Genomic DNA, 21,194 nt, shown 5'->3' with positions numbered 1-21,194 from the left:
GAGCATCATTTTTATATCAGATAAACGGTATAGAAGCAGCCAGTCCGATATAAATAGCAATTTCACTAAGCTGCTGCGTCGCGCCGAGCCCATCGCCCGTGTAACCATCCAAGCGCCTGCGCAATAAACGTCGCATGTAGTCAGTGGCTATCAGCGCCAATATAAATGCTAACAACCATTGAGCAAGCCCAATCTGCTGCATCGTATTGGGAAATATAAGGGCGACTAAAATAATAGCCAATATTAGCCAGCCACTGCTATATAGCCCTTGTATTGGCGTCAACTGCTGCGCCATCGGTTTGGCTTTTGCGTGTTCTATCTCTCCACCATAAGGCAGTAAAGACAGCAGGCTAATGCAAAGTAAACGCGACGCGGTATGTCCTATGATAAGCGCGATGACAGCTATCGGTATGGGCATCGAGGCAAGTAAGCTAATTTTGAGTAATAACGCCGATACCAAACCTAATACACCATAAGTACCTAGGCGTGAGTCTTTCATAATAGTCAGTGTGCGCTCGCGAGTCAGACCACCGCCGAGACCGTCACAGCTATCCGCCAGACCATCTTCATGAAAAGCGCCAGTGAGCTTAATTCCAAAAGCTGTGCTCAGCACTGCAGCAACCAGCGGCGTAAATAACAGATTGCCCAGCCAAAACACGCCAGCACAGAGTAAGCCCACCAGTAAACCGACTGCGGGGAAATGGCGACTGCTCTGATGCAACCATTGCGGATCATAATGCTTAAATGGTGGTACTGATAATCTCGTTAAAAATTGAACGGCGACCAGTAACAATATCCATTCATGCTTTATCAATTGAACAAGGGTTCGTCTAGGCAAAGACGGTTTTGATGGCTCTAGCTGATTTGATTGTTTGTTTAATGGTTGTGACATCAGTTGTTTTGCTCACTGATACCGGCGTCACTAAAACTTGCCATCTCATTGATAATGGCGCAAGCGGATTGCAACAATGGATACGCGAGCGCAGCCCCGCTACCCTCGCCTAAGCGCATGCCCATATTAAGTAAAGGCTCAGCATTTAGTGATTTCAATAAATGCGCGTGCCCCGGCTCAACAGAATGATGAGCAAAAATCGCGTATTGAGCAACACCGGGCGCTAGGCGTTCAGCCACCAATAATGCGCTACTGGCAATAAAACCGTCAATCAGGAGAATACGCCGTTCACTAGCAGCCCGAATCAGCGCGCCTGCCATCATAGCAATCTCAAGCCCGCCCAATGCAGCGAGTACATCAAACGGTGCTTGTGCCTGTTGATGACGCTCTAATACTTGCGTCAAAATATCCGTCTTATGCTCTAATCCTGAATCGTCAAGACCGGTACCACGTCCAATACAATCAGCAAGTGGTACATCACCCAATCTCGCCAGCAAGAGACTCGCCGAAGTATTACCAATACCCATCTCCCCAACAATCAACAGATTACCCGCTAGATCTTGACGACTTTCATGCCGTTTTCTAGCGCTGCTAAACACTCTATTTCTGTCATTGCAGGCTCTGTTAGCGCGTCTCGGCTACCATGGCGAACCTTGTAATCTAGCAATTTTGGATGAGGAGCAAAGTCGGCATCCACCCCAGCGTCAACAACCTTTAACTCAATATTATGCTGGCGTGCCAGTACGTTGATGGCGGCACCGCCTTGCAAAAAATTATGAACCATTTGCGCAGTGACAGCACTAGGAAACGCTGATGTACCATGCTTAGTCAAACCATGGTCTGCCGCAAACACTCGTATTTGCGCTTGCTCAATATGCGGTGTGATCGTTCCTTGAATCATGCCCAACTGCACAGCGAGTGCCTCTATTCGCCCAAGCGCGCCCAGCGGCTTGGTTTTTAGGTCTATAATCTGCTGTAGCTGCAGACGTAATTCATCATTTTCTATATTTATGGTCAAGGTAGGCATCCTGATAATGGTACGTGTGAAGCAAAAAGCACATACTAGCAGAGTATCTAAGCTTTACCATGAATAAAATCAAATATGAGCCGAATAGATTCCCTAGCAGCTTGGATTTACTATAGAATATGCCCCTTTAAAAATCCATATACCTATTGATGCTGCTATTAATGAATAATAGCTCAGTAGCAGCATCCACAATTATCGCTATCAACCCTACATGTAGAGACAGTAATGATCGTATTTTGGCTTGTGCTGACCATTCTTTTTATTATTTTTGCCACAGCAAAGTTAAAGTGGCATCCTTTTTTAGTATTGATATTATCAGCCTTTTTAGTAGCGCTATTTTACCAAGTGCCGCTTAATACCGTTGCTAAAACCATCTCTGATGGCTTTGGCGGTATTTTAGGTTACATCGGTCTGGTTATTGTCTTTGGTACTATCATCGGGCTAATCCTTGAAAAAACAGGTGCCGCCATTGTAATGGCAGAAACGGTCATCAAAGTTTTGGGACCACGCTTCCCTACTTTGACCATGTCTATTGTTGGTGCTGTGGTTTCAGTGCCAGTATTCTGTGACTCTGGCTATATTATTTTAAACTCATTAAAAGAAACATTGGCCGAGCGTTTACACGTATCCAGTGTGGCGATGAGCATTGCCTTAGCGACAGGCTTATACGCAACCCATACCTTTGTACCACCAACCCCAGGTCCAATTGCCGCAGCAGGTAACTTAGGGCTAGAATCCAATTTAGGCTTGGTTATTATGGTCGTGTGTGGTGGTGACAGCGGTTGCTGTACTGGCTGGCTGGTGGTGGTCTAATCGCTTCTTGAATGTCGCTCCCGACAATATCGATGCACTGGATGCGCCAGCAGCGACTTTGCCTGAAAACATGAAGTCACGCGACGACTATAGCAGCATGCCATCCGCAACAATGGCGTTTTTGCCTATTATTGTCCCTATCGTATTGATTTGCTTATCGTCTGTTGCGAACTTCCCAAGTGCGCCATTTGGCAGTGGCACGTTGACAGATATTTTAGTGTTTATCGGCAATCCACTCACGGCATTACTGATTGGTTTATTCTTGTCTTCTTACTAATTAACACTGAGCAAAAAACACAGCAAATTAGCGACAGCATCTCTCAAGGTTTGGTTGTGGCAGCCCCTATCCTATTGATTACTGGCGCAGGTGGTGCATTTGGTGCCATGCTAAAGGTCACACCGATTGGTGACTATTTGGGCACGACATTGTCTGCGTTGGGGCTTGGTATCTTTATGCCATTCATTGTCTCTGCTGCGTTAAAAACGGCACAAGGCTCGACCACAGTCGCCTTGGTCACCACCTCTGCGATGATCGCGCCGTTATTGGATCAAATTAGTCTCGACAGTGAGCTTGGTCGCGTATTCTGTGTGATGGCCATTGGTGCAGGTGCCATGACTATCTCGCACGCCAATGACAGCTTTTTTGGATTGTCAGTCAGTTTAGTCGTATGAGTGTGGCGCAGGCTTACAAAGCCCATTCTATGGCAACGGGTATTCAAGGCGTGACCAGCATCGTATTTATCTGGCTATTAACCTTGGTATTTATTTAAAGAGATTCAAAGAGACATTCATGAAAATTTTAATTGCTCCCGACTCATTTAAAGAAAGCTTAGACGCACTGGATGTTTGCCACGCCATTCAATCTGGCTTCCGCCAAGTGTTTCCAGAGGCTGATTATAAGCTATTGCCGATGGCTGATGGCGGCGAAGGCACCTCTGCGGTATTGTCATATATTGGGTGGACGCTGGAAAGAAGTGGTGGTCAATGATCCACTGATGAGACCGATAACGGCAAAGTATTTATTATTGCCCGACGCTACGGCTGTCATCGAAGTTGCTCAAGCTTGCGGGTTACATCTACTGACAAGCGATGAACGCAATCCTGTCATTGCTAGTAGTTACGGTGTCGGCGAGCTGATTGCTGATGCGTTAGAAGAAGGGGCTAAACGCATCGTGATTGGTCTAGGTGGTAGCGCAACCAATGATGCAGGTCTTGGCATGCTAATGGCATTAGGCATCACATTTCACGATATCAATGACACTCTACTCACTCATGGTGGTGGCGCACTTGCCAGCCTACATAAGCTTGATAATATAAATCTTCATGCAAAGATATTAGACACAGTATTTGAAGTCGCTTGTGATGTGACCAATCCATTATGTGGTCTTTTGGGTGCGAGCGCAGTATTTGGTCCACAAAAAGGCGCTTGTCCAGAGCAAGTCAAAGCCTTAGACAAAGCACTCAGTCACTTTGCCACCATGTGTGGTCATCACGGTTATGAGGACTGCCAACATGCCGAAGGCGCTGGAGCAGCTGGTGGTCTTGGCTACGCGATGATGACGTTCTTTCAAGCTCAGCTAAAATCAGGCTTTGACACAGTTGCTGAGGTGGCTCATTTGTCGAAGCATATCGCAGAGGCTGATCTCGTTATCACTGGCGAAGGTAAGCTTGATGCGCAGACAGCCATGGGTAAAGTGGCAGGTGGTATCAGTCAGCTTGCCAAAGCCAGCCATACGCCAGTCATTGCTATTTGTGGTAGTGTTGACGGACTCAAACCTGCGCAAACCAGCCAGTTCGAGGTCATCATGCCCAGTATTCAAAAAGTAGATACCATTGAAAACGTACTGAGTCAGGCTTATGAAAATATTGAAACCACGGCTGTAAATATCGCTGCAAGTATCAAACTTGGGCAAAACTTGAAAAACGATAGTCTATTAAATAAGAGACTTCTATTAAATGCACAGCTATTTAACCTTTGATAGCTGTGCATTTATCATTCATTCTCAAAATATCTATAGCCATTTCGTTACTTCATCAATGACAGTATGCATTCTATTAGAGAGTGCATGCTGTCGTCTTACTGCAAGATATAGCGTCTCGCTAACGGCAACAGGCAGATGATGGTTTTTAATAAGCTCAGGCTTTTGATAAGCAGCCACTGCATGTGCAGGTAGCACGGTAAAGCCTATACCCCTACTCACTGGCTCTAAGATTAATCCTATCTGATTCGAAAAGCCTTTTTTCTCAAAATCATTGATGTGCTGGAATCCAGGATAATTAGCGCTTAGCAGCATACCTGCATGATGTGCACCATCTGGATGATCAATAAAACCAAGCTCGGTGAGATGCTCCCAGCTCGGCTCCACCGTAGTTGCAGGTGTTACTAATATTAGCGCTTCTTGAGCCATAGACTTACAACTGACTGTCTCCTCATCTGAGACATCCGTCATAAAACCAATGTCAATCTCATGATTGGCAAGCGCCTTCTCTATATCAGAATTTGGAGCAAAGCGATAATCAATCACTAGCTTTGGATGCTGCTGTTGTAAGGTCAAAAGCTGCGGATATAGCTTGAGTCCCACACTACCAGGCGACATCAAACGTACCAACCCTTCATAATGAGGATCTTCACCGATGCGCTGCTCCAGATTTGATAAGCGCTGCAATATCTCCCCTGCTTCTTTATAGAGCTGTTCACCTGCATTGGTCAGTGAAAACTGCTTTCCTTGACGAATCAGTAAGTCTGTGTCCAACTGATCTTCTAGCTTACGTATATGCTGACTCACGCCAGATTGGGTCATGTGTAAGCGTTCAGCCGTACGAGTAAAGTGCCCGAACTCGGCAAGCGCACAAAAAGTGCGCAACCATGTGATATTTATCATTACGATACATAATTATTTATATAATATTTGATAATTTTACATAATAATCGTATGTTTGTATACTGGCCTCACGTTAAATAAGAGTACAACTAACAGGAGCAAAAGCTATGAACAACGTTTATCCAAGGAGTTTTTCGCACATCGGCCTGTCAGTCCCTGACTTAGAAGCCGCCGTAAAATTTTATACTGAAGTAATGGGTTGGTACACCATCATGGAGCCAACAGAGATTGTTGAAGATAATAGCCCGATTGGTGAGATGTGTACTGAAGTATTCGGTTCAGGTTGGGGCAGTTTCCGTATTGCTCACCTATCTACTGGTGACCGTATCGGTGTTGAAATTTTTGAATTTAAAAATCAAGAAAACCCTGAAAATAACTTTGAATATTGGAAAACAGGTATCTTTCACTTTTGTGTTCAAGATCCAAATGTTGAAGAGTTGGCTGAGTGCATCGTTGCAGCAGGTGGTAAAAAGCGTATGGAAAAACCACGCTATTATTACCCTGGTGAAAAGCCTTACCGCATGATCTATATGGAAGACCCGTTTGGCAATATCGTCGAGATATACAGCCACAGCTACGAGCTTATTTATAGCGAAGGCGCATACTAAGTTCAGTGTAAATACAGCCTTGGCGTGTATCTGACTGATAAACAAATAGCGACCTCAGAATATGAGATCGCTATTTTTATTTGTCTGCTTTCTACATGGCTTACCTATTATATAAGAGGTAAGCCATGCTACTATTTAGGTAGCTATACATAGCATCTACCAAACGAAACAACCCATTATCAAGGATGATAAATGACAAACTCTGACGTTGCCTTAGCCATGGACGACTTTCTCGTTATTAGAAAAGATGATAGAAAAAGTGGCGTGGTCACTCTCACCTTAAACCGACCAAAGCAATTCAATGTCTTATCCGTTGAGCTACTCTCTGCGCTACAAGCGGAACTGGACAGTATCGCTCAAGATGACAATATCCGTGTAGTCGTCATTGCAGCAAATGGTAAAGCGTTTTGTGCCGGTCACAATCTAAAAGAGATGCGCGCACATTCATATGAAGCCTTTCAGCGCGCCCTATTCCAACAATGCAGTCACATGATGCTCACTATTAATCGTATGCCGCAAGTCGTGATTGCAAAAGTGCAAGGCATCGCGACAGCAGCAGGGTGCCAACTGGTTGCCGCCTGTGATTTAGCCGTTGCCTCTAATGAAGCCAAATTTGCCACTTCAGGGATAAACGTTGGGCTTTTTTGCTCCACACCTGCTGTAGCCGTCAGTCGCAATCTACCTCGTAAGCAAGCGTTTGAGATGCTGATTACTGGTGAGTTTATCGATGCACATACCGCCTTGCAATATGGATTGATTAATCGAGTAGCGCCAGCGGGACAATTAGAGCAAGTCTTGCAGTCTTTAATCACAGCTATCACCGCCAAATCTCCAGTAGCGGTAAGAACTGGCAAAGATATGTTTTATAAGCAATTGAATATGAGCGTCGAAGATGCTTATGACTATGCCAGTGAAGTGATGACTTGTAATATGATGGCAGACGACGTGAGTGAAGGTATTGACGCCTTTGTTGAAAAGCGCCAAGCCGTATGGAAAGGATGCTAACGGTTTGACAAAAACACTCTGACTAAAGAAAGATGACGTTGCTATTATTATGAAGCCATTAAAGCGCCCACAATCATAAATGCAACGGCTATGAGTGATCTCAAAAATGGTGAACTGCACTCTGCCCAGCGAGTGATAATAAAGTATAAATTGGCAAATGGAAGAAATAGATATAACAGCCCCCACAGTACCGACTCTTGGAAGGCTATAATAATTAACTTAATACTATAAATAATGCACATGATGCTTGCGATGACAAGTAAAATAACACCTATGAACTCCACGTGAATTTCCTCAAAAACTTTAATAAAAGGCAAACTTATAATTAGCTAAAAAAGAGAGTCATAATATTGCTGCTATCAGTGCTAAAGCACTTTACAAGTTCTCAATATATATGAATTATCTCAGGACTGTTGCTGGCGTATAATAACAGGTAACGTGAAAAATACAATATTATAAAACATAAGTTGAATAAATATGACTTAATCTGCTTTGATCGTTTATAAAAACATATTCACAACCAAACCATAAGATGACAAGAAAGGCCATGATATCGCTATCATGGCCTTTTTTAAACAACTACTACAATCAATCTGTTACTTACTCAGCGGCGATGGCAATCATCTCAACCAACAGCTCAGGACGTGCCAATGCAGACTCGCCACAAGCACGAGCTGGCGGCTGAATGCCTTCAAACCACTGGTCATAGACTTCATTCATAGCAGCAAAGTCTGCCATATCTTTTATCCAAACCGTTACTGATAGTAGCTTTGATTTATCGCTACCCACTTCTTCTAACAACGTTTGAATTTTTTCCAAACAAGTCAATGTTTGCGCTTTGATATCGTCTTCTGCATTACCTACCTGACCACACAAATAGATAGTCTGGTTATGGATTACAGTTTTGCTCATACGTTGATTGCTATGCAGCTTCTTAATCATGTTATATACCTTCAATTTATTAATTTAAGTCTGTGCTAAATCTGTCAAATGCGCTGTTAATTAGAAAAACGCTGAGCACTGAATGGCGCAACATCTACTAATAATGGCTTGTCATGAATCATCTCTTCAACCAGACGCCCTGTCATAGGCCCTAAAGTAAAGCCTTGATGACTGTGACCAAAGGCAAACCATAGTTTTTCATGCTTGTCTGCAGGACCAATAACTGGCTTCATATCAGGCATACAAGGACGTGATCCTGCCCATGCTTCAGACTCTACCGCGTCTTCTAACGGTAAGATTTTTCTTGCCAGCTTCAGAACCGTTTTTAATTGACCAAAGTTCTTTGGTGCATCCATGGTAGTCATCTCAGCACCGGTCGTGATACGGATACCCTGCTGCATTGGCCCCATCACAAAGCCTTTGTCCATATCGAACATACTGTGATTGATGGTGTTTTTTTCTGTCACTTTGAAATGCTGATGATAGCCACGCATTGGGAACAATGGCAGATTATAGCCAAGTGGCTTGATCAAATCATTAGACCATGGACCTGCTGCGATAACCAACTTATCACTATAATAAGTGTCATTATCAGTAATGATTTTCCAACCTTCACCGTCTTGTACGATTTCTTTTACATCGCTCTCTTTAATTGTACCGCCCATCTCTTGGAAATTTTTCGCATAGGCTTTTACTAGCGAACTTGGGTTTGACACTTGCCAAGAATTTTTCCAATGAATCGCACCAACGAAACCTTCAAAATTAGCGCTAGGCTCCATGGCTTTTAGCGCTTCAAGGTTTAGTACATTATGCTCAACGCCTTGATTGCGCGCATCAATGGCTGATGCTTGTGCTTCTTTAAACGTTTCTTCCGAGCGATGCAATTGCAACCAGCCGTCACGAGTGATTAGTTCGTCAGCACCAGATGCTGAAATCATTGTCTGATGCTCACTGGTACAATGCGCGATCAGTGTCTGCCATTCTGATTCTATTTTTTTGACCGAAGCGGGCGTAGAGTATTTCCAGTACTGTAGCAGCGCTTGATGGTAACGCAAAATTGCTGGAATACGATAGCGAATATCAGTGCCTTGGTTCGGCAATACTCTGATCATTTCAGTCAGTTGACGAGGAAAAGGATGGGTATGAATGGCTTCGCGCTGAATCAATCCTGCATTGCCATACGAGGTCTCTGACCCTGGCAACTTCTTGTCTAACATCAGTACTTTTGAATTATTTTTTGTAAATGCCACGCGACTGACGTGCCAACCATACCTGCACCGATAACGATCACTTCATAGCGCATAACCTATCCTTTTCTTATGGTGTTAATACAGAGTATCTAATATGAGGGTCTAACGGAATAAGGTGGTAATAGTAACGCATTGAGCTGAATATTAAACCCCAATCTCATAAATATTTTTGCTATTAAATACTTTTGGTTATGGGGTTTTTGAAAAGGTATTTTTGATAGGAATAATGAGAGTTTGGGTGATAAAATAGTAATGATTAGCCATCATTTTTAAAAATACTAGATGCGACTTAGTGCTATCAATTTCTGTGCTATAGTTTGGTATTTTTTTTAATTTATAAATGATCAGCCGCCTAAGCATTTTAATTATAAAGTCTGATAAACAGTATTTATGATGTGCCAGCAAGGTCAGGGCTAATATTTTGATGATTTGGAAGGTTTAACAAATGAGTATTTACGCACAAAGACTGGCCTCTCAAATTGAGTTCATCAAGCAGTGTGCTTTGATGAAAAAAGCGCCTACTCAAGATTTTGCTAAACACAGTGATTTCACTTGTACCGAGGAGCAATTATTAGGCTTGCCGGGTATCAATCTTAACATCACCGACGATACCTCAGAGGACGTTTGGCTCCGTTTAGAGCGATTGCGTGAAAACTCAGCACCTAAACCCAACAGCGCACTGTTAGCACATTGGTTAAAGTTTCCAGCCAAATTTAGCGAACCACCGTCACTAAAAGAAAAAGCATCTGTGCAATCATTCATAGATGATGGTCTTTTGTCCTCGGGCGCTACAGAGGTATTCACTCCGTTTGAAGTTGAAAATCATAAAAATGAATCGTTAGATTCAGACGAGACATTAAAGACAGAAGTTTATTTAAAAGATTTCTCTGAAAGAGAAGCTTTACAAGAGGAATATAACAATTACCTCAAAGATATTTGGAAACCTTGGCTAGCAGAAGAAAAGCTCGTTCGCCAAAGCATTGCTTTGTATTCTAGTCTATTCATGCTTAACCAACAGCTTCAGGGCAATCTCGCTGATGCACAGTTAGAGTTGGTGTGGGGTGTGGGTATTGCCACACGAAAAAGCACGGACGATGAGCAGAGTAGCAAGCAGATAAAGTATCCACTATTGACGCAATCTGTTGAAATCACCTTAGATCAAAAGACAATGGCATTACTCATCAAGCCTACCCTATCTGCTCCCACGCTTGAAACGGAGCCTTTTTCTATAGAAGAAAATCAGGGTTTAGCGAAGTTATTAAAGAACAGCAAAGATTTTTATGATTCAGAAGATGTGTCCTTAAGTCCTTTTTTACCGAGTAGCTATGAGCCTATCTTAAAATCAGCGGTTACTTTGCTTGACTCCTCTGGCGTTTATCAACCAGATCATACTAGTGCAGATGATCGAAAAATCCCTAAAGCGCAAAACAACCTGATTGTTACTGACACATGGGTCATTATGGCGCGTCCTAGAAGTAACAATATCTTTTTGCAAGACTTAAACAACTTATCCATTCAGCTAGAATCGGTCACTGACATTGATTTACCGAGCGCCCTTAAGGCAATGCTGACAGAGCCTGCTACAGAAAACAAAGAAAATATACTGCCTGCTTATCGTGGTTTGTCTATGGTGAGTGGCAGTGATAGCTATATCGGCACGCCAGCCGAGCTATATTCCCCAAAGCGTTCAACGATGAACAAGTACAAATCATACAGCAGTTAGATGTCCACGATGGAGTCGTCGTTCAAGGCCCGCCCGGCACAGGTAAGACCCATACTATTGCTAATGTCATTTGTCATTACTTAGCACTTGGCAAGCGGGTACTGGTCACATCGATGAAAGACCCCGCGCTAAAGGTACTACAAGGACAACTGCCTGAATCTATTCGCCCGCTCGCCGTTAGCCTACTGACCAGTGAAAACGAGGGTCTAAAGCAGTTTGAACATACCATCAAAAAAATATCGAGCGAAGTATCTAGTATCAATCGCGAGGCCTACAAAAAAGACATCCTCATGTTTGACAATCAAATTGATACCATCCATGCACAGTTGGCCAGCACTGATCATAAAATTACGGCTTGGGCACGGTTGAACCTTGATGATATCACTATCGATAATGAAACTATCAAGCCCATAGATGCCGCGACTGAGGTTGCTCAAAACAGACAGCTTACCGAAAGCTTTCCCGATAAGTTGGGTATCGAAGAGACCTTTAAACCTCGATTTACTCATGCTGATATCACAGCCCTAAAAGACGCAAGAGTAAGCCTCGGCAGTGATTTGAGTTATCTTAATAAAAAATTCCTGCCGTTGCAGACATGCCTCCTACCAACGCTATCAAGCAACTTCATAAGGATTTAAGCTATCTCAATGAGTCACAAGCAGCTGAGCAGCAAGGAGAATTGGCAAGCTTAATCAATGACAGTGCTAGTACAATAAATATTGCTCAGGAAATCACTGCTAATACATCTCGTCTAACTGACCTACTACAAAAAATTGTCGCGGCTGGGCAGCGCTGGACGACGGATATTCAACAGCATTTAGCTAATGAGACTAAGCAAGACATTATCGGCCATCTCACTATACTGAACGATGAGATCAAAGTGCTTTTTGATGAGAGAACTATTTATTTAACCAAACCTATTACAATGGCTGATGATTTGATAAAAATCCAGAGCTCGTTGACGCGGTGAAGAATTTATCTGAAGGCAAAAAGTCATTTGGTCTCGCTGGGATTTTTGGCAAATCTGCTGAAAAGAAAAACCTTGAGTCTATTACGATAGTCTCGTCAGCACCATCAAGTACGGCAGACTGGCAGTATATATCCAGCTTTATAGCATTTAGAAAAAATCTCAAGCGCTTATCCTTCGCTGGAACGCTTTATCAAATGAGCTGTCCTTACCGATATTTGAGGTATCGCCCAATAATCTGTCTGCGTTACATTCAGCCGTTCATCTATACGATGAAATCGTTGCTAGTCACAACTTGCAGCACAGTATCAAGCAGGCGTTAAGCACTATATTCGTAGATTGGAGTGTTATTTCTGCAGCACCTTATGACAAAGATACTTTGATTGAAATTGAGAGTGTTCTTAAACAACATTTAAAGAGACATAATCTGGCTGAAAGTCTCACGTTAAAAGAAACCTTACTTACTAATCTTGCCGACTGCAAAGGGTCAATTAGTGAAAAAATGATGGCCTTTGTCACTCAAAATATTGGTGATCCGAGTTTATCTGACGATGAATTACAAACAGACTATCAAGAACTGTTAAATGAGCTGCAACGCGTGAATAATCTTGCAACAGACTTACAGACAATCGCTGACGTTACCCAACTCATTGAAGATAACGGCGCCCCACTTTGGGCGAAGAAATTGCGTTATGAACCTCATAATAATTCTCAAGACACCTTGGCATCAGATAACTGGCAGCAGATTTGGCGAATTGCTAGATTGACCAGCTTTATAGACAGCATCGATGGTCGCAAGGAGTTGGTTCAACTGGCCAAAACTCGTGGCAATTTAGAAGTAAATCTGGCAAGACTCTATCAAGAAGCCATCACCAAAAGAGCTTGGTTAAAAGTCGCAGAAAATGCAACGCCAAACGTGAGAGCGTCTTTAGAAAAATACCGCTCTGCCATTATGCGTATTGGTAAAGGAACGGGCAAAGGTGCGCACTATTATCGCCGTGAAGCGCGCGAAGCCTCTGCAGGAGCAAGTGCTGCTATTCCGTGTTGGATTATGCCGCATTATCGCATTTCTGAATCCTTGCCAGCAGAGTTCGGCAGTTTTGACTTGGTTATCATCGATGAAGCCTCTCAATCTGATTTAACGGCATTGCCAGCCATCATGAGAGCCAAAAAAGTGTTAATCGTTGGTGACGATAAGCAAGTGTCACCAGAAGGCGTCGGTCTCGATATCGAAAAAATTCGCAATCTGATGGCACAGTATTTGAGCAATCAAGTCCCTGTCTATCGCTCACAGATGTCGCCTGATCGTTCAATCTATGATTTATTCAAAGTCGTTTTTGCAGATAGCAGTGTGATGCTAAAAGAACATTTTCGTAGTGTGGCACCTATTATTGAGTTCTCAAAACGTGAGTTTTACAACCATGAGCTGATACCTTTGCGTAAAGCAAAACCCTCAGAGCGCTTAGACCCTCCATTGATTGATATTTATGTCACCGATGGCTATCGGATTAAAGGCTCTGATATTAACCCATCAGAAGTCAGATTTATTATCGATGAAATCAAAACCCTCGTTTCTGATCCAGCTTATAAAGGTAAAACCATCGGTGTTGTCTCATTGCTAGGCAATAAGCAAGCACATAATATTATGGAGATACTCAACAAAGAACTAGATGAGGCGGTAATGACTGCTTTTGATATCGCTTGCGGTGATGCCAGAACCTTTCAAGGTAAAGAGCGCGATATCATGTTTTTGTCATTGGTAGTGGCACCTGGAGCTGCCCATGCACAAACGAGAGATACTTTCGCTCAGCGTATGAATGTCGCGGCCTCAAGAGCGCGCGATAGAATGTATTTAGTACGTAGTATTGAGCTAGATGAGCTTAGCCAAGCTGACCATTATCGCGCTGAACTCATCAAACATTTTCAAGCGCCATTTATGCAAAATGAAGAGCAAGTAGCTGACTTGCGTGATAAATGTGAGTCACCCTTTGAAACGGAAGTCTTTGATCTTCTGGTGGAGAGAGGCTATCGAGTGGTTCCACAGGTTAAAGCAGGTGCATACCGAATCGATATGGTTGTCGAAGGTGAAAACGACAACAGCCTAGCCATTGAATGTGATGGCGATAGATATCATGGGCCTGACAAATGGGACAGCGATATGCAACGTCAGCGTATTTTGGAGCGTGCTGGCTGGAAATTCTGGCGCTGCTTTGCCTCTACTTTTGTCACTCGTAAAAAAGAAGTCATCCAAGATTTATTAGCAGAGTTGGAACGTTTAGAGATTTATCCAATCACTACCGACACGGCATATAGCAGCTCGTATGTTGAATCTAGAATCGTCACGACTGTTGATGCACCACAGATCGATATTGAAACGGAGACTGATGCTTAAATATATAAGAGTCAGTCAATACCAGTGCGGTGGTAATATACTCACAATATCACCACCACACTGGATCATCATTTTCCAGACTAGGATGTTTAGCTATATCTACAGTCACTTCATCAGCAGACAGCTCAGCGATAAACCGCGATGGCTTGTCAAAATACCCTGAATAACTGGCAAAGTAATCAGGTGCCGTTAGATACAGTCTGCTCTTGGCGCGACTACAAGCAACGTAGAATAATTTTCGTTCTTCTCTAGCTCCTCAAAATCATCCAAAGAGCGATAGTGCGGCGTGATACCATCGACCAATGAGTTAACAAACACCACTGGCCACTCCAGCCCTTTGGCACTGTGAATGGTCGAAATAGTCACTTTATCTGTGTCATTATCCTCTGGTTTATCCATGGCTGCGACCGAATCATTAGGCGGATCGAGTGCCAAATTTTCTAAGAAGTTATCAAGGCTACTGTGTTCTATTGCCAAATTTTTGAGCACACGAAAGTCCTCGTTGCGCTCTCGCCAATTTTCCTCAATTGTTTTTAAGACAGGAATATAGAACTCTAAAATATGCTCAATGACCCTCTCGACGGATTCAGCCTGATTTGCCTTAGTCAGCGTATTATAAAGGCTCAAGCTGTGCGCTTTTTTTAGCAAACTTTGGCGTGAGTAGTGGCTCAAAGGAGTTGTTATCGGCATTAATCGCTTGGGTCAAACGCGTCGCGGTGACTGTCCCCACGCCTTGAAACAAGGTCAAAATACGGTGCCAAGCAATCGTATCATTCGGGTTGTAGAGGACTTTAACAAAGGCCAAAACGTCTTTGATATGTCGCCTTTCAATAAATTTGATACCGCCCACCACAATGAATGGAATATGACGCTCCATAAACTCTAATTGGACATAGTTAGATTGAAAGGATGTGCGACACAGTACCGCAAAATCATCGTAGTCATGATTCGATTTTAGCTCAATGATTTTATCGGCGATATATTTTGCTTCTTTTGTCTCATTGCTTAGGCGACTAAACACTGGCTTATGTCCACTTATCGATACGCCAGAGTACAATTTTTTTGATAGCCTAGTGTGATTTGCGCTGACAGAGCATTGATATAATCCAAAACAGCAGGCGTACTGCGATAGTTTTGCTCGAGCTTAATCAGCTTGGCATCGGGATAGGTCTCACCGAATAACAGAATATTTTCGTAATTGGCACCGCGAAAAGCATAAATACTCTGGTTGTCATCACCAACGACCATCAGCGATACCGACTCAGGTTTACTAATCAAATCTATCAGCTGCTTTTTGCGGAATATTGGTGTCTTGATACTCATCAACCATAATGTAGCGATATTGGTTTTGTAATATTTGGCGAAAGGTATCATTCGTCTTCAAATGACGCACGACCTGACTGATAATATCGTCAAAGTCGTAGAGATGATTGGCACGCTTATACTCATGAAAATCGACTGCCAATTGCTCGATAATCGGAATGTGCACAGCGATATCAGGATAACTGCTTTCGATTAAATCGCGGATATGAATGCGTCTATTCCGAGAGCTAGAAATGATATTTTGCAGTGTCTTCTTACGCGGAAAGGCTTGGCTTTTGGTTTGAGCAGGATACTTCTTTTCTTTATGAATTAAGTCGATGGCATCTTCGCTATCGCCCGTGTCTAAAATCGTAAATCGCGGATTAATGCCCAATAAACCTGAATATTGACGCAGCAGCATATTGCAGAATGAGTGAAAAGTACCACTGGTGATATCGTTGAGCCGCTTATCGGTTGGCAGTTTATCCTTGGCCCAATCTTCATTAGACTGTTTATCAAATAAGGTGTTTGCAAGTAAGGTTTTGGCGCGGCTTTTTATTTCATTGGCGGCTTTACGCGTAAAGGTCAGTAGCAAGATGCTTTTGGGCGTGACCCCGCTCTCTAACAAATAACTGGTCCGGTACGTAAGCGTTTTAGTCTTGCCGGAGCCCGCACCTGCAATCACTAGCACTTTGCCTTCGATAGTTGTGGCTGCTAATAATTGGTCAGGATTTAGTTCACGGGCGTAGTCTACTTTGAATCCTAATTCACCATTCAGCCTTTCATTTAACAGCTCAATATTTGCAGCATTATTAGCATCGATTAAATTTGCCTCTAGCTTTTTAATCGCCTGCTCAAGTCGTGCCAGCTTGGGCTTGATTTCCATGAAATTCTGGGGATAATTGTAGTGGCGCGTGTCAAAAATCGTGTTGGTCATTATAGGATTTTGCCTTTCATTTTATTTTAGCGGCCTATATCGATATGGCGTATTTATACATAGTGGTTTGCAGATTTGACTGAGAGCGCTTGGTGCTCATAATGAGGATTGCTCGTACAGTGTACCGAGTCACAGATGCTTACCTTTTATACGCCGACAAGCCAAAATATCGTTTTATAGCACAGCTTACCATAATCGATAAAACAGCAAAATTACCAGTCATGACCAAACGCAAAATCTCAGTATACAATACAACAACCCTCACCCCTATTCCGGTAAATTTGCTACAATATGCCCAATTTTGATTTATCATTTAACCAATCTTTATACCAACTGATTTTATTACTATATTGAGAGAATGTTATGGGTTTTAATTGCGGCATCGTCGGCCTACCAAACGTGGGTAAATCCACCTTGTTTAATGCGTTGACCAAAGCGGGAATCGCCGCTGAAAACTTTCCATTTTGTACCAAAGATCCCAACACAGGTATCGTACCAGTACCTGACCCACGCCTAAAGAAACTGGCTGATATCGTTAAGCCTGAGCGCGTATTGCCAACGACGATGGAGTTTGTGGATATCGCAGGTCTAGTCGCTGGCGCGTCAAAAGGCGAAGGCATGGGCAACCAGTTCCTAGCCAATATCCGTGAGACTGATGCGATTGCGCACGTCGTACGCTGTTTTGATGATGACAACGTCGTCCACGTTGATGGTCGCGTCAGCCCGATTGATGATATCGAAACCATCAATACCGAATTGGCATTGGCAGATTTAGAGGCCGTTGAGCGTGCCATTCACAACCAAACCAAGAAGGCTAAAGGTGGCGACAAAGACGCGCAAGCATTACTTGATATCTTCAAAAAAGTTGAGCCTTTATTAGCCGAAGGTAAAGCGGCACGCGCAGCGAACCTAGATGCTGATGAGAAAAAACTTATCAGAAGTTATGGTTTAATCACCCTAAAACCAACCATGTATATCGCCAACGTCAGTGAAGATGGCTTTGAAAACAACCCTTACCTTGATGCGGTACGCAACTATGCGACTGGCGAAGATTCTATCGTTATCGCTCTATGCAACCAAATCGAATCTGAAATCGCTCAGCTTGATGAAGACGACAAAAAAGACTTCCTAGCTGAGATGGATATGGAAGAAGCTGGTCTTGATCAAGTGATTCGCGGTGGTTATGACTTGCTAGATATGCAGACTTACTTTACTGCTGGTGTTAAAGAAGTGCGTGCTTGGACGGTTGCAGTGGGCGCAACGGCTCCGCAAGCTGCTGGCGTGATTCATACCGATTTTGAGCGCGGCTTCATTCGTGCTGAGGTCATTGCGTATGACGACTTTATCGAATACAACGGTGAAAAAGGCGCAGCTGCCGCTGGCAAATCACGCTTAGAAGGCAAAACCTATATCGTACAAGATGGCGATATCATGCACTTTAGATTTAACGTGTAACGTTAAGCGGTGCATCCTGACTGATAGTTAATAAGCCGATGTTGGAAATTCTCCATCATCGGCTTTATTTTATCTTAACATTGTTATATTATAACATATCTTTATTTTACTATTTGAGGACTTATACTGTGACTGACTATTTCTCTTTTTCTAGATTTGCCAGTGTTGCGCTTGTAGGAAGTATCATGACAGGCTCTCTATTGGGCTGTCAGCCTAATGCAGAAAGTGATACGGTAGTATCTGAAGAAATAACACCCGTAGACGATCACGCTGAACATGCTCATGAAGAGCACGAAGGGCACGATGCTATGGAACAAGGTCATGAAGGACATAGTCATGAAAGTCATAGCCACGAGGAAAGCGCGCATGCAGGACACGATCATGCAGAACATGCCAGCAACAGCACACCATTCTCTTGTGAGCCTACGGCTACTATCGGCGTGTCCTACCATGATGATACTACACCACAAGACAGTGCACCTACTGATCGATGGTATCGAATACGATTTGACCGCTACCTCTGATAGCGACGCCAGTACTGAAAAAACCATCTATACTAGTGATATCGGATTAGATAACACCCATGGCATTATATGGCAAGTAAATAGTGACAAGGCAACGTTGCGAAATAAAACATTGGGCAGCAATGTAGCTATCGAAGAGGAAGAAGTGCTTTTTAACTGCCAGAAATCTTAGTAGCTGTACCAAGGGCGCTATTTTGCTATGCTAGAGGCTTCCTTGGTTTCGGATGTTTCAATATGCTAACTACTCCAACCTCTTTGCCGTCTCCTACCACACAATGGTCTCATCTCCTCAACTCGCAGCGTCTTGGTGCTGCCAAAAAGTTTAACACCAATACGAGTACTCGCTCTCAGTTTCACAAAGACTACGACAGACTGGTATTTTCTCACTCCTTTCGGCAGTTGAATCAAAAAACCCAAGTCCATCCATTAACCAATCAGCTCGGTATCCATACACGTCTGACTCATTCGCTTGAGGTCTCCTCTATTGGACGCTCTCTAGCAATGATGGCAGCAGAAAAGCTCCATGATAAATTGGCCAGCGGTCTACCAGCAGGCGTATCGCCAGCCGATGTCGGTGTCATTGTACAAGCAGCGTGCCTCGCTCACGATATTGGCAACCCGCCTTTTGGTCATGCGGGAGAGTATGCCATTCGAGATTGGTTTAGGCAGCCTGACCCTCAAGCGATATTACAAAAGTTAAGTAGCAACGAGCGCTTGGACTTGCTGGCCTACGAAGGTAATGCACAAGGGTTTCGACTGTTGGCGCGTAATGAGCACCATCCCGATAAAGGTGGTATGCGTCTCACTTGTGCGACCTTAGGCGCTTTTATGAAGTATCCGTGGCTTGCCTCTCACAGCAACGATGACAATGATAAATACCATCAAAATGTACAAAAATTTGGCTGTTTTTATAGCGAGTCAGCACAATTAGAAGAGTTGGCAGCCTGTTTGCATTTACCGCGCTCAACACAGCACGATGGTTTTGCACGTCATCCGCTGGCTTATTTACTAGAAGCGGCAGATGATATTTGCTATGCCTTGATCGATTTAGAAGATGGTATCAATCTCAATATGCTGACCTATAGTGAGGTTGCCGCCATATTTTATGAGCTGATTGGTAAGCGCCCTAACAGTATCAATCTGCCCGTACACATGTCTGTCAGGCAGAGCTTAGCGTCATTGCGAGCCCGTGCGATGATGCGCTTGGTCAATACCGTGACCGATGCTTTTGTCGCCAACAGTGATGCATTGCTGGCTGGTACACTACAAGGCAGTTTATTTACCCATTGTGATGCAAATGTGCAAAATGGCATCTTGCAGGCCAAGCAATTGGCACGCGAAAAAATATTCAATCACCCAAGTAAAGTACGTATGGAATTGATGGCCAATCAATGCTTGCACCGATTATTAGACGCCTTTATACCACTGGCTTGGGCAAACGCAAAAGCTACCCCCACCTCCTTTGAGCAGCAGCGCCTACTAATGTTGTTACAGCCACATCTGGATGAGCATCGGCGGGTATTATCAGATAATGTCTATCATAATATCTTAAATATATTGGACTTTATCACTGGGATGAATGATCATGAGGCGTATCGATTGGCACAAGAGTTACAAGGCCATTGGGGTACAATGGTTTAAAAGACCCGTGCAGGTCTAGTAAATTAACACAAGTTGCGTATTTCAGTCGTATTTTTACGCTGAAATGAGTATGATAAACCCTTATTGGACAATTTTGAAATATTATGAGCAGTCGCGAACAAAAGAAACTTCAAACTCGGCACGCCTTTTTTAATGCCGTGCTTGATTTATGTATGACAGGGCAGTCTTTTAGCTCTATCAGCCTCCGGCAAGTAACGCGTGAGGTTGGCGTGGTGCCGACCGCATTTTATCGGCATTTCGATGACATGGAATCGCTTGGTCGAGCATTGGTGGTAGAAGAGCTAGGCGGTACGCTGGCGATCCTAAGCGATAGCTTGCAAATTGGGCGTAAACGTAGCTTTGATCGCCAAATTGCTAAGAGCATTCAGCTGTTCTTGTATATGGTTAGTGATCAGCCTTATTACTGGCAATTTTTAGTCAGTGAGCGCTACGGTGGCTCAGAAGCTGTACGCAAAGCTATTAATGAACTTGTCAAAAAACATGCTCAAAGCTTGGCTGATGATTTAGCGCTACAGCCTGCTTTTACTCATATCAATGCCTATGACCGTCGCCTACTGGCTGAAGCTGGGGTAAATATGTTCTTTTCTTGGATTATCGATTGGTTGGAGCTGACTTATACTGAAGACCATGATGATGAAATCGATCTGAACGAGATTGAAGAAAATAAACAGCTGATGCTCCATAATTGCACTCGCCAAGCACAGATGTTTTTTATGGTGCTTATAACTGGAAATCTACGGAAGAGACGCACTTAGGAGATTAGGTGGCGTCAGATATACTACCTCGGCACTGATTGAGACTCTTTTTAGGTGA

The 21,194-nt window shown here is 43.4% G+C and carries 17 protein-coding genes and 6 pseudogenes; 13 read left to right on the top strand and 10 right to left on the bottom strand.

The genetic code is table 11. The annotated features are described in order from the left end of the window. Positions 1-16: 16 nt before the first annotated feature. Both G7Y90_RS09780 and cobT read right to left on the bottom strand, forming a co-directional pair. Positions 17-892, bottom strand: coding sequence for an adenosylcobinamide-GDP ribazoletransferase (locus tag G7Y90_RS09780; protein ID WP_201581174.1), 876 nt, complete (start codon positions 890-892; stop codon positions 17-19). Continuing rightward, positions 892-1,919 (bottom strand): annotated as a pseudogene (gene cobT, locus G7Y90_RS19030) (nicotinate-nucleotide--dimethylbenzimidazole phosphoribosyltransferase). Before cobT ends, G7Y90_RS09780 begins: the two are co-directional and overlap by 1 nt. A gap of 225 nt (positions 1,920-2,144) precedes the next feature. Between cobT and G7Y90_RS19025 the strand changes: the two are divergent. Together G7Y90_RS19025 and G7Y90_RS09755 are read left to right on the top strand one after the other, a co-directional pair. Next, positions 2,145-3,404 (top strand): annotated as a pseudogene (locus G7Y90_RS19025) (GntP family permease). Between the two features lie 118 nt (positions 3,405-3,522). Continuing rightward, positions 3,523-4,711: pseudogene (locus G7Y90_RS09755) on the top strand (glycerate kinase). A 33-nt stretch (positions 4,712-4,744) separates the two neighbouring features. Here G7Y90_RS09755 and G7Y90_RS09750 read toward each other — a convergent pair. Next, positions 4,745-5,614 carry a LysR family transcriptional regulator gene (locus tag G7Y90_RS09750; RefSeq protein ID WP_201559766.1) on the bottom strand — a complete coding sequence of 290 codons (870 nt, stop codon included), beginning with the start codon at positions 5,612-5,614 and terminating at the stop codon, positions 4,745-4,747. A 107-nt stretch (positions 5,615-5,721) separates the two neighbouring features. Here G7Y90_RS09750 and G7Y90_RS09745 point away from each other — a divergent pair, with 107 nt between their 5' ends. Both G7Y90_RS09745 and G7Y90_RS09740 read left to right on the top strand, forming a co-directional pair. After that, entirely contained in the window at positions 5,722-6,222 is a 501-nt protein-coding gene (locus G7Y90_RS09745) for a lactoylglutathione lyase family protein (RefSeq protein ID WP_201559765.1), read from the top strand. Positions 6,223-6,414: 192 nt separating this feature from the next. Beyond that, on the top strand, positions 6,415-7,227 hold the full coding sequence (locus G7Y90_RS09740; RefSeq protein WP_201559764.1) for an enoyl-CoA hydratase: 813 nt from the start codon (positions 6,415-6,417) through the stop codon (positions 7,225-7,227). Positions 7,228-7,827: 600 nt separating this feature from the next. On the opposite strand, the gene G7Y90_RS09735 is transcribed toward G7Y90_RS09740, so the two are convergent. Continuing rightward, a complete protein-coding gene (locus G7Y90_RS09735; protein WP_055124581.1) occupies positions 7,828-8,166 on the bottom strand; it encodes a RidA family protein in 339 nt (112 codons plus the stop codon). Between the two features lie 59 nt (positions 8,167-8,225). After that, positions 8,226-9,472: pseudogene (locus G7Y90_RS09730) on the bottom strand (NAD(P)/FAD-dependent oxidoreductase). A gap of 392 nt (positions 9,473-9,864) precedes the next feature. On the opposite strand from G7Y90_RS09730, the gene G7Y90_RS09725 reads away from it, so the two are divergent. The 4 genes from G7Y90_RS09725 (at position 9,865) to G7Y90_RS09710 (ending at position 14,501) form a co-directional block, all read left to right on the top strand. Continuing rightward, complete coding sequence (locus G7Y90_RS09725; protein ID WP_250162287.1) at positions 9,865-11,142, top strand: hypothetical protein; 1,278 nt, start codon at positions 9,865-9,867, stop codon at positions 11,140-11,142. Continuing rightward, positions 11,091-11,780: an AAA domain-containing protein gene (locus G7Y90_RS09720; RefSeq protein WP_349773418.1), complete on the top strand. Its 690-nt coding sequence runs from the start codon at positions 11,091-11,093 to the stop codon at positions 11,778-11,780. Before G7Y90_RS09725 ends, G7Y90_RS09720 begins: the two co-directional genes overlap by 52 nt. Continuing rightward, positions 11,738-12,112, top strand: coding sequence for a hypothetical protein (locus tag G7Y90_RS09715; RefSeq protein ID WP_250162286.1), 375 nt, complete (start codon positions 11,738-11,740; stop codon positions 12,110-12,112). Before G7Y90_RS09720 ends, G7Y90_RS09715 begins: the two co-directional genes overlap by 43 nt. A gap of 292 nt (positions 12,113-12,404) precedes the next feature. After that, complete coding sequence (locus tag G7Y90_RS09710; RefSeq protein WP_250162285.1) at positions 12,405-14,501, top strand: PDDEXK-like endonuclease domain-containing protein; 2,097 nt, start codon at positions 12,405-12,407, stop codon at positions 14,499-14,501. Between the two features lie 49 nt (positions 14,502-14,550). Here the strand turns inward: G7Y90_RS09710 and G7Y90_RS19020 are convergent. From G7Y90_RS19020 to G7Y90_RS09695, 5 genes and pseudogenes are all read right to left on the bottom strand, one after another. After that, positions 14,551-14,721 (bottom strand): annotated as a pseudogene (locus G7Y90_RS19020) (hypothetical protein); the annotation flags it as partial. Beyond that, positions 14,691-15,191: a 3'-5' exonuclease gene (locus tag G7Y90_RS09705; protein ID WP_502937346.1), complete on the bottom strand. Its 501-nt coding sequence runs from the start codon at positions 15,189-15,191 to the stop codon at positions 14,691-14,693. The gene G7Y90_RS09705 and the pseudogene G7Y90_RS19020, both read right to left, overlap by 31 nt. Beyond that, a complete protein-coding gene (locus G7Y90_RS09700; protein WP_250162284.1) occupies positions 15,115-15,522 on the bottom strand; it encodes a 3'-5' exonuclease in 408 nt (135 codons plus the stop codon). Before G7Y90_RS09700 ends, G7Y90_RS09705 begins: the two co-directional genes overlap by 77 nt. Positions 15,523-15,536: 14 nt before the next feature. Then, positions 15,537-15,779, bottom strand: coding sequence for a UvrD-helicase domain-containing protein (locus G7Y90_RS17910; RefSeq protein ID WP_284143715.1), 243 nt, complete (start codon positions 15,777-15,779; stop codon positions 15,537-15,539). Next, the gene (locus G7Y90_RS09695; RefSeq protein ID WP_284143714.1) at positions 15,772-16,740 is read right to left on the bottom strand and encodes a UvrD-helicase domain-containing protein; all 969 of its coding nucleotides are present in this window, start codon (positions 16,738-16,740) and stop codon (positions 15,772-15,774) included. The genes G7Y90_RS17910 and G7Y90_RS09695 overlap by 8 nt, the downstream gene beginning before the upstream one ends. Positions 16,741-17,103: 363 nt before the next feature. On the opposite strand from G7Y90_RS09695, the gene ychF reads away from it, so the two are divergent. The 5 genes and pseudogenes from ychF (at position 17,104) to G7Y90_RS09670 (ending at position 21,144) form a co-directional block, all read left to right on the top strand. Then, positions 17,104-18,195, top strand: a complete 1,092-nt coding sequence (gene ychF / locus G7Y90_RS09690) for a redox-regulated ATPase YchF (RefSeq protein WP_201501482.1) — start codon at positions 17,104-17,106, stop codon at positions 18,193-18,195. Positions 18,196-18,380: 185 nt separating this feature from the next. Then, positions 18,381-18,719 (top strand): hypothetical protein, encoded by a 339-nt coding sequence (locus G7Y90_RS09685; protein WP_250162283.1) that lies wholly within the window; start codon positions 18,381-18,383, stop codon positions 18,717-18,719. Next, positions 18,703-18,891 carry a hypothetical protein gene (locus G7Y90_RS09680; RefSeq protein ID WP_250162282.1) on the top strand — a complete coding sequence of 63 codons (189 nt, stop codon included), beginning with the start codon at positions 18,703-18,705 and terminating at the stop codon, positions 18,889-18,891. Before G7Y90_RS09685 ends, G7Y90_RS09680 begins: the two co-directional genes overlap by 17 nt. 62 nt (positions 18,892-18,953) lie before the next feature. Then, the gene (locus tag G7Y90_RS09675; protein WP_198329709.1) at positions 18,954-20,360 is read left to right on the top strand and encodes a deoxyguanosinetriphosphate triphosphohydrolase; all 1,407 of its coding nucleotides are present in this window, start codon (positions 18,954-18,956) and stop codon (positions 20,358-20,360) included. Positions 20,361-20,464: 104 nt separating this feature from the next. Beyond that, positions 20,465-21,144 (top strand): annotated as a pseudogene (locus tag G7Y90_RS09670) (TetR/AcrR family transcriptional regulator). Positions 21,145-21,194 lie beyond the last annotated feature (50 nt).

Origin of the sequence: Psychrobacter sp. WY6 (assembly GCF_018448495.1) — a bacterium.
GTDB lineage: Bacteria > Pseudomonadota > Gammaproteobacteria > Pseudomonadales > Moraxellaceae > Psychrobacter.
This window is presented reverse-complemented; position numbering and strand designations above follow the sequence as displayed.

Coding starts and splice junctions, on each gene's coding strand:
- G7Y90_RS09780 (WP_201581174.1), bottom strand. CDS start 892: ATGTCACAACCATTAAACAAACAATCAAATCAGCTAGAGCCATCAAAA.
- G7Y90_RS09750 (WP_201559766.1), bottom strand. CDS start 5,614: ATGATAAATATCACATGGTTGCGCACTTTTTGTGCGCTTGCCGAGTTC.
- G7Y90_RS09745 (WP_201559765.1), top strand. CDS start 5,722: ATGAACAACGTTTATCCAAGGAGTTTTTCGCACATCGGCCTGTCAGTC.
- G7Y90_RS09740 (WP_201559764.1), top strand. CDS start 6,415: ATGACAAACTCTGACGTTGCCTTAGCCATGGACGACTTTCTCGTTATT.
- G7Y90_RS09725 (WP_250162287.1), top strand. CDS start 9,865: ATGAGTATTTACGCACAAAGACTGGCCTCTCAAATTGAGTTCATCAAG.
- G7Y90_RS09715 (WP_250162286.1), top strand. CDS start 11,738: ATGCCTCCTACCAACGCTATCAAGCAACTTCATAAGGATTTAAGCTAT.
- G7Y90_RS09705 (WP_502937346.1), bottom strand. CDS start 15,191: ATGCCGATAACAACTCCTTTGAGCCACTACTCACGCCAAAGTTTGCTA.
- G7Y90_RS09695 (WP_284143714.1), bottom strand. CDS start 16,740: ATGACCAACACGATTTTTGACACGCGCCACTACAATTATCCCCAGAAT.
- ychF (WP_201501482.1), top strand. CDS start 17,104: ATGGGTTTTAATTGCGGCATCGTCGGCCTACCAAACGTGGGTAAATCC.
- G7Y90_RS09685 (WP_250162283.1), top strand. CDS start 18,381: ATGACAGGCTCTCTATTGGGCTGTCAGCCTAATGCAGAAAGTGATACG.
- G7Y90_RS09675 (WP_198329709.1), top strand. CDS start 18,954: ATGCTAACTACTCCAACCTCTTTGCCGTCTCCTACCACACAATGGTCT.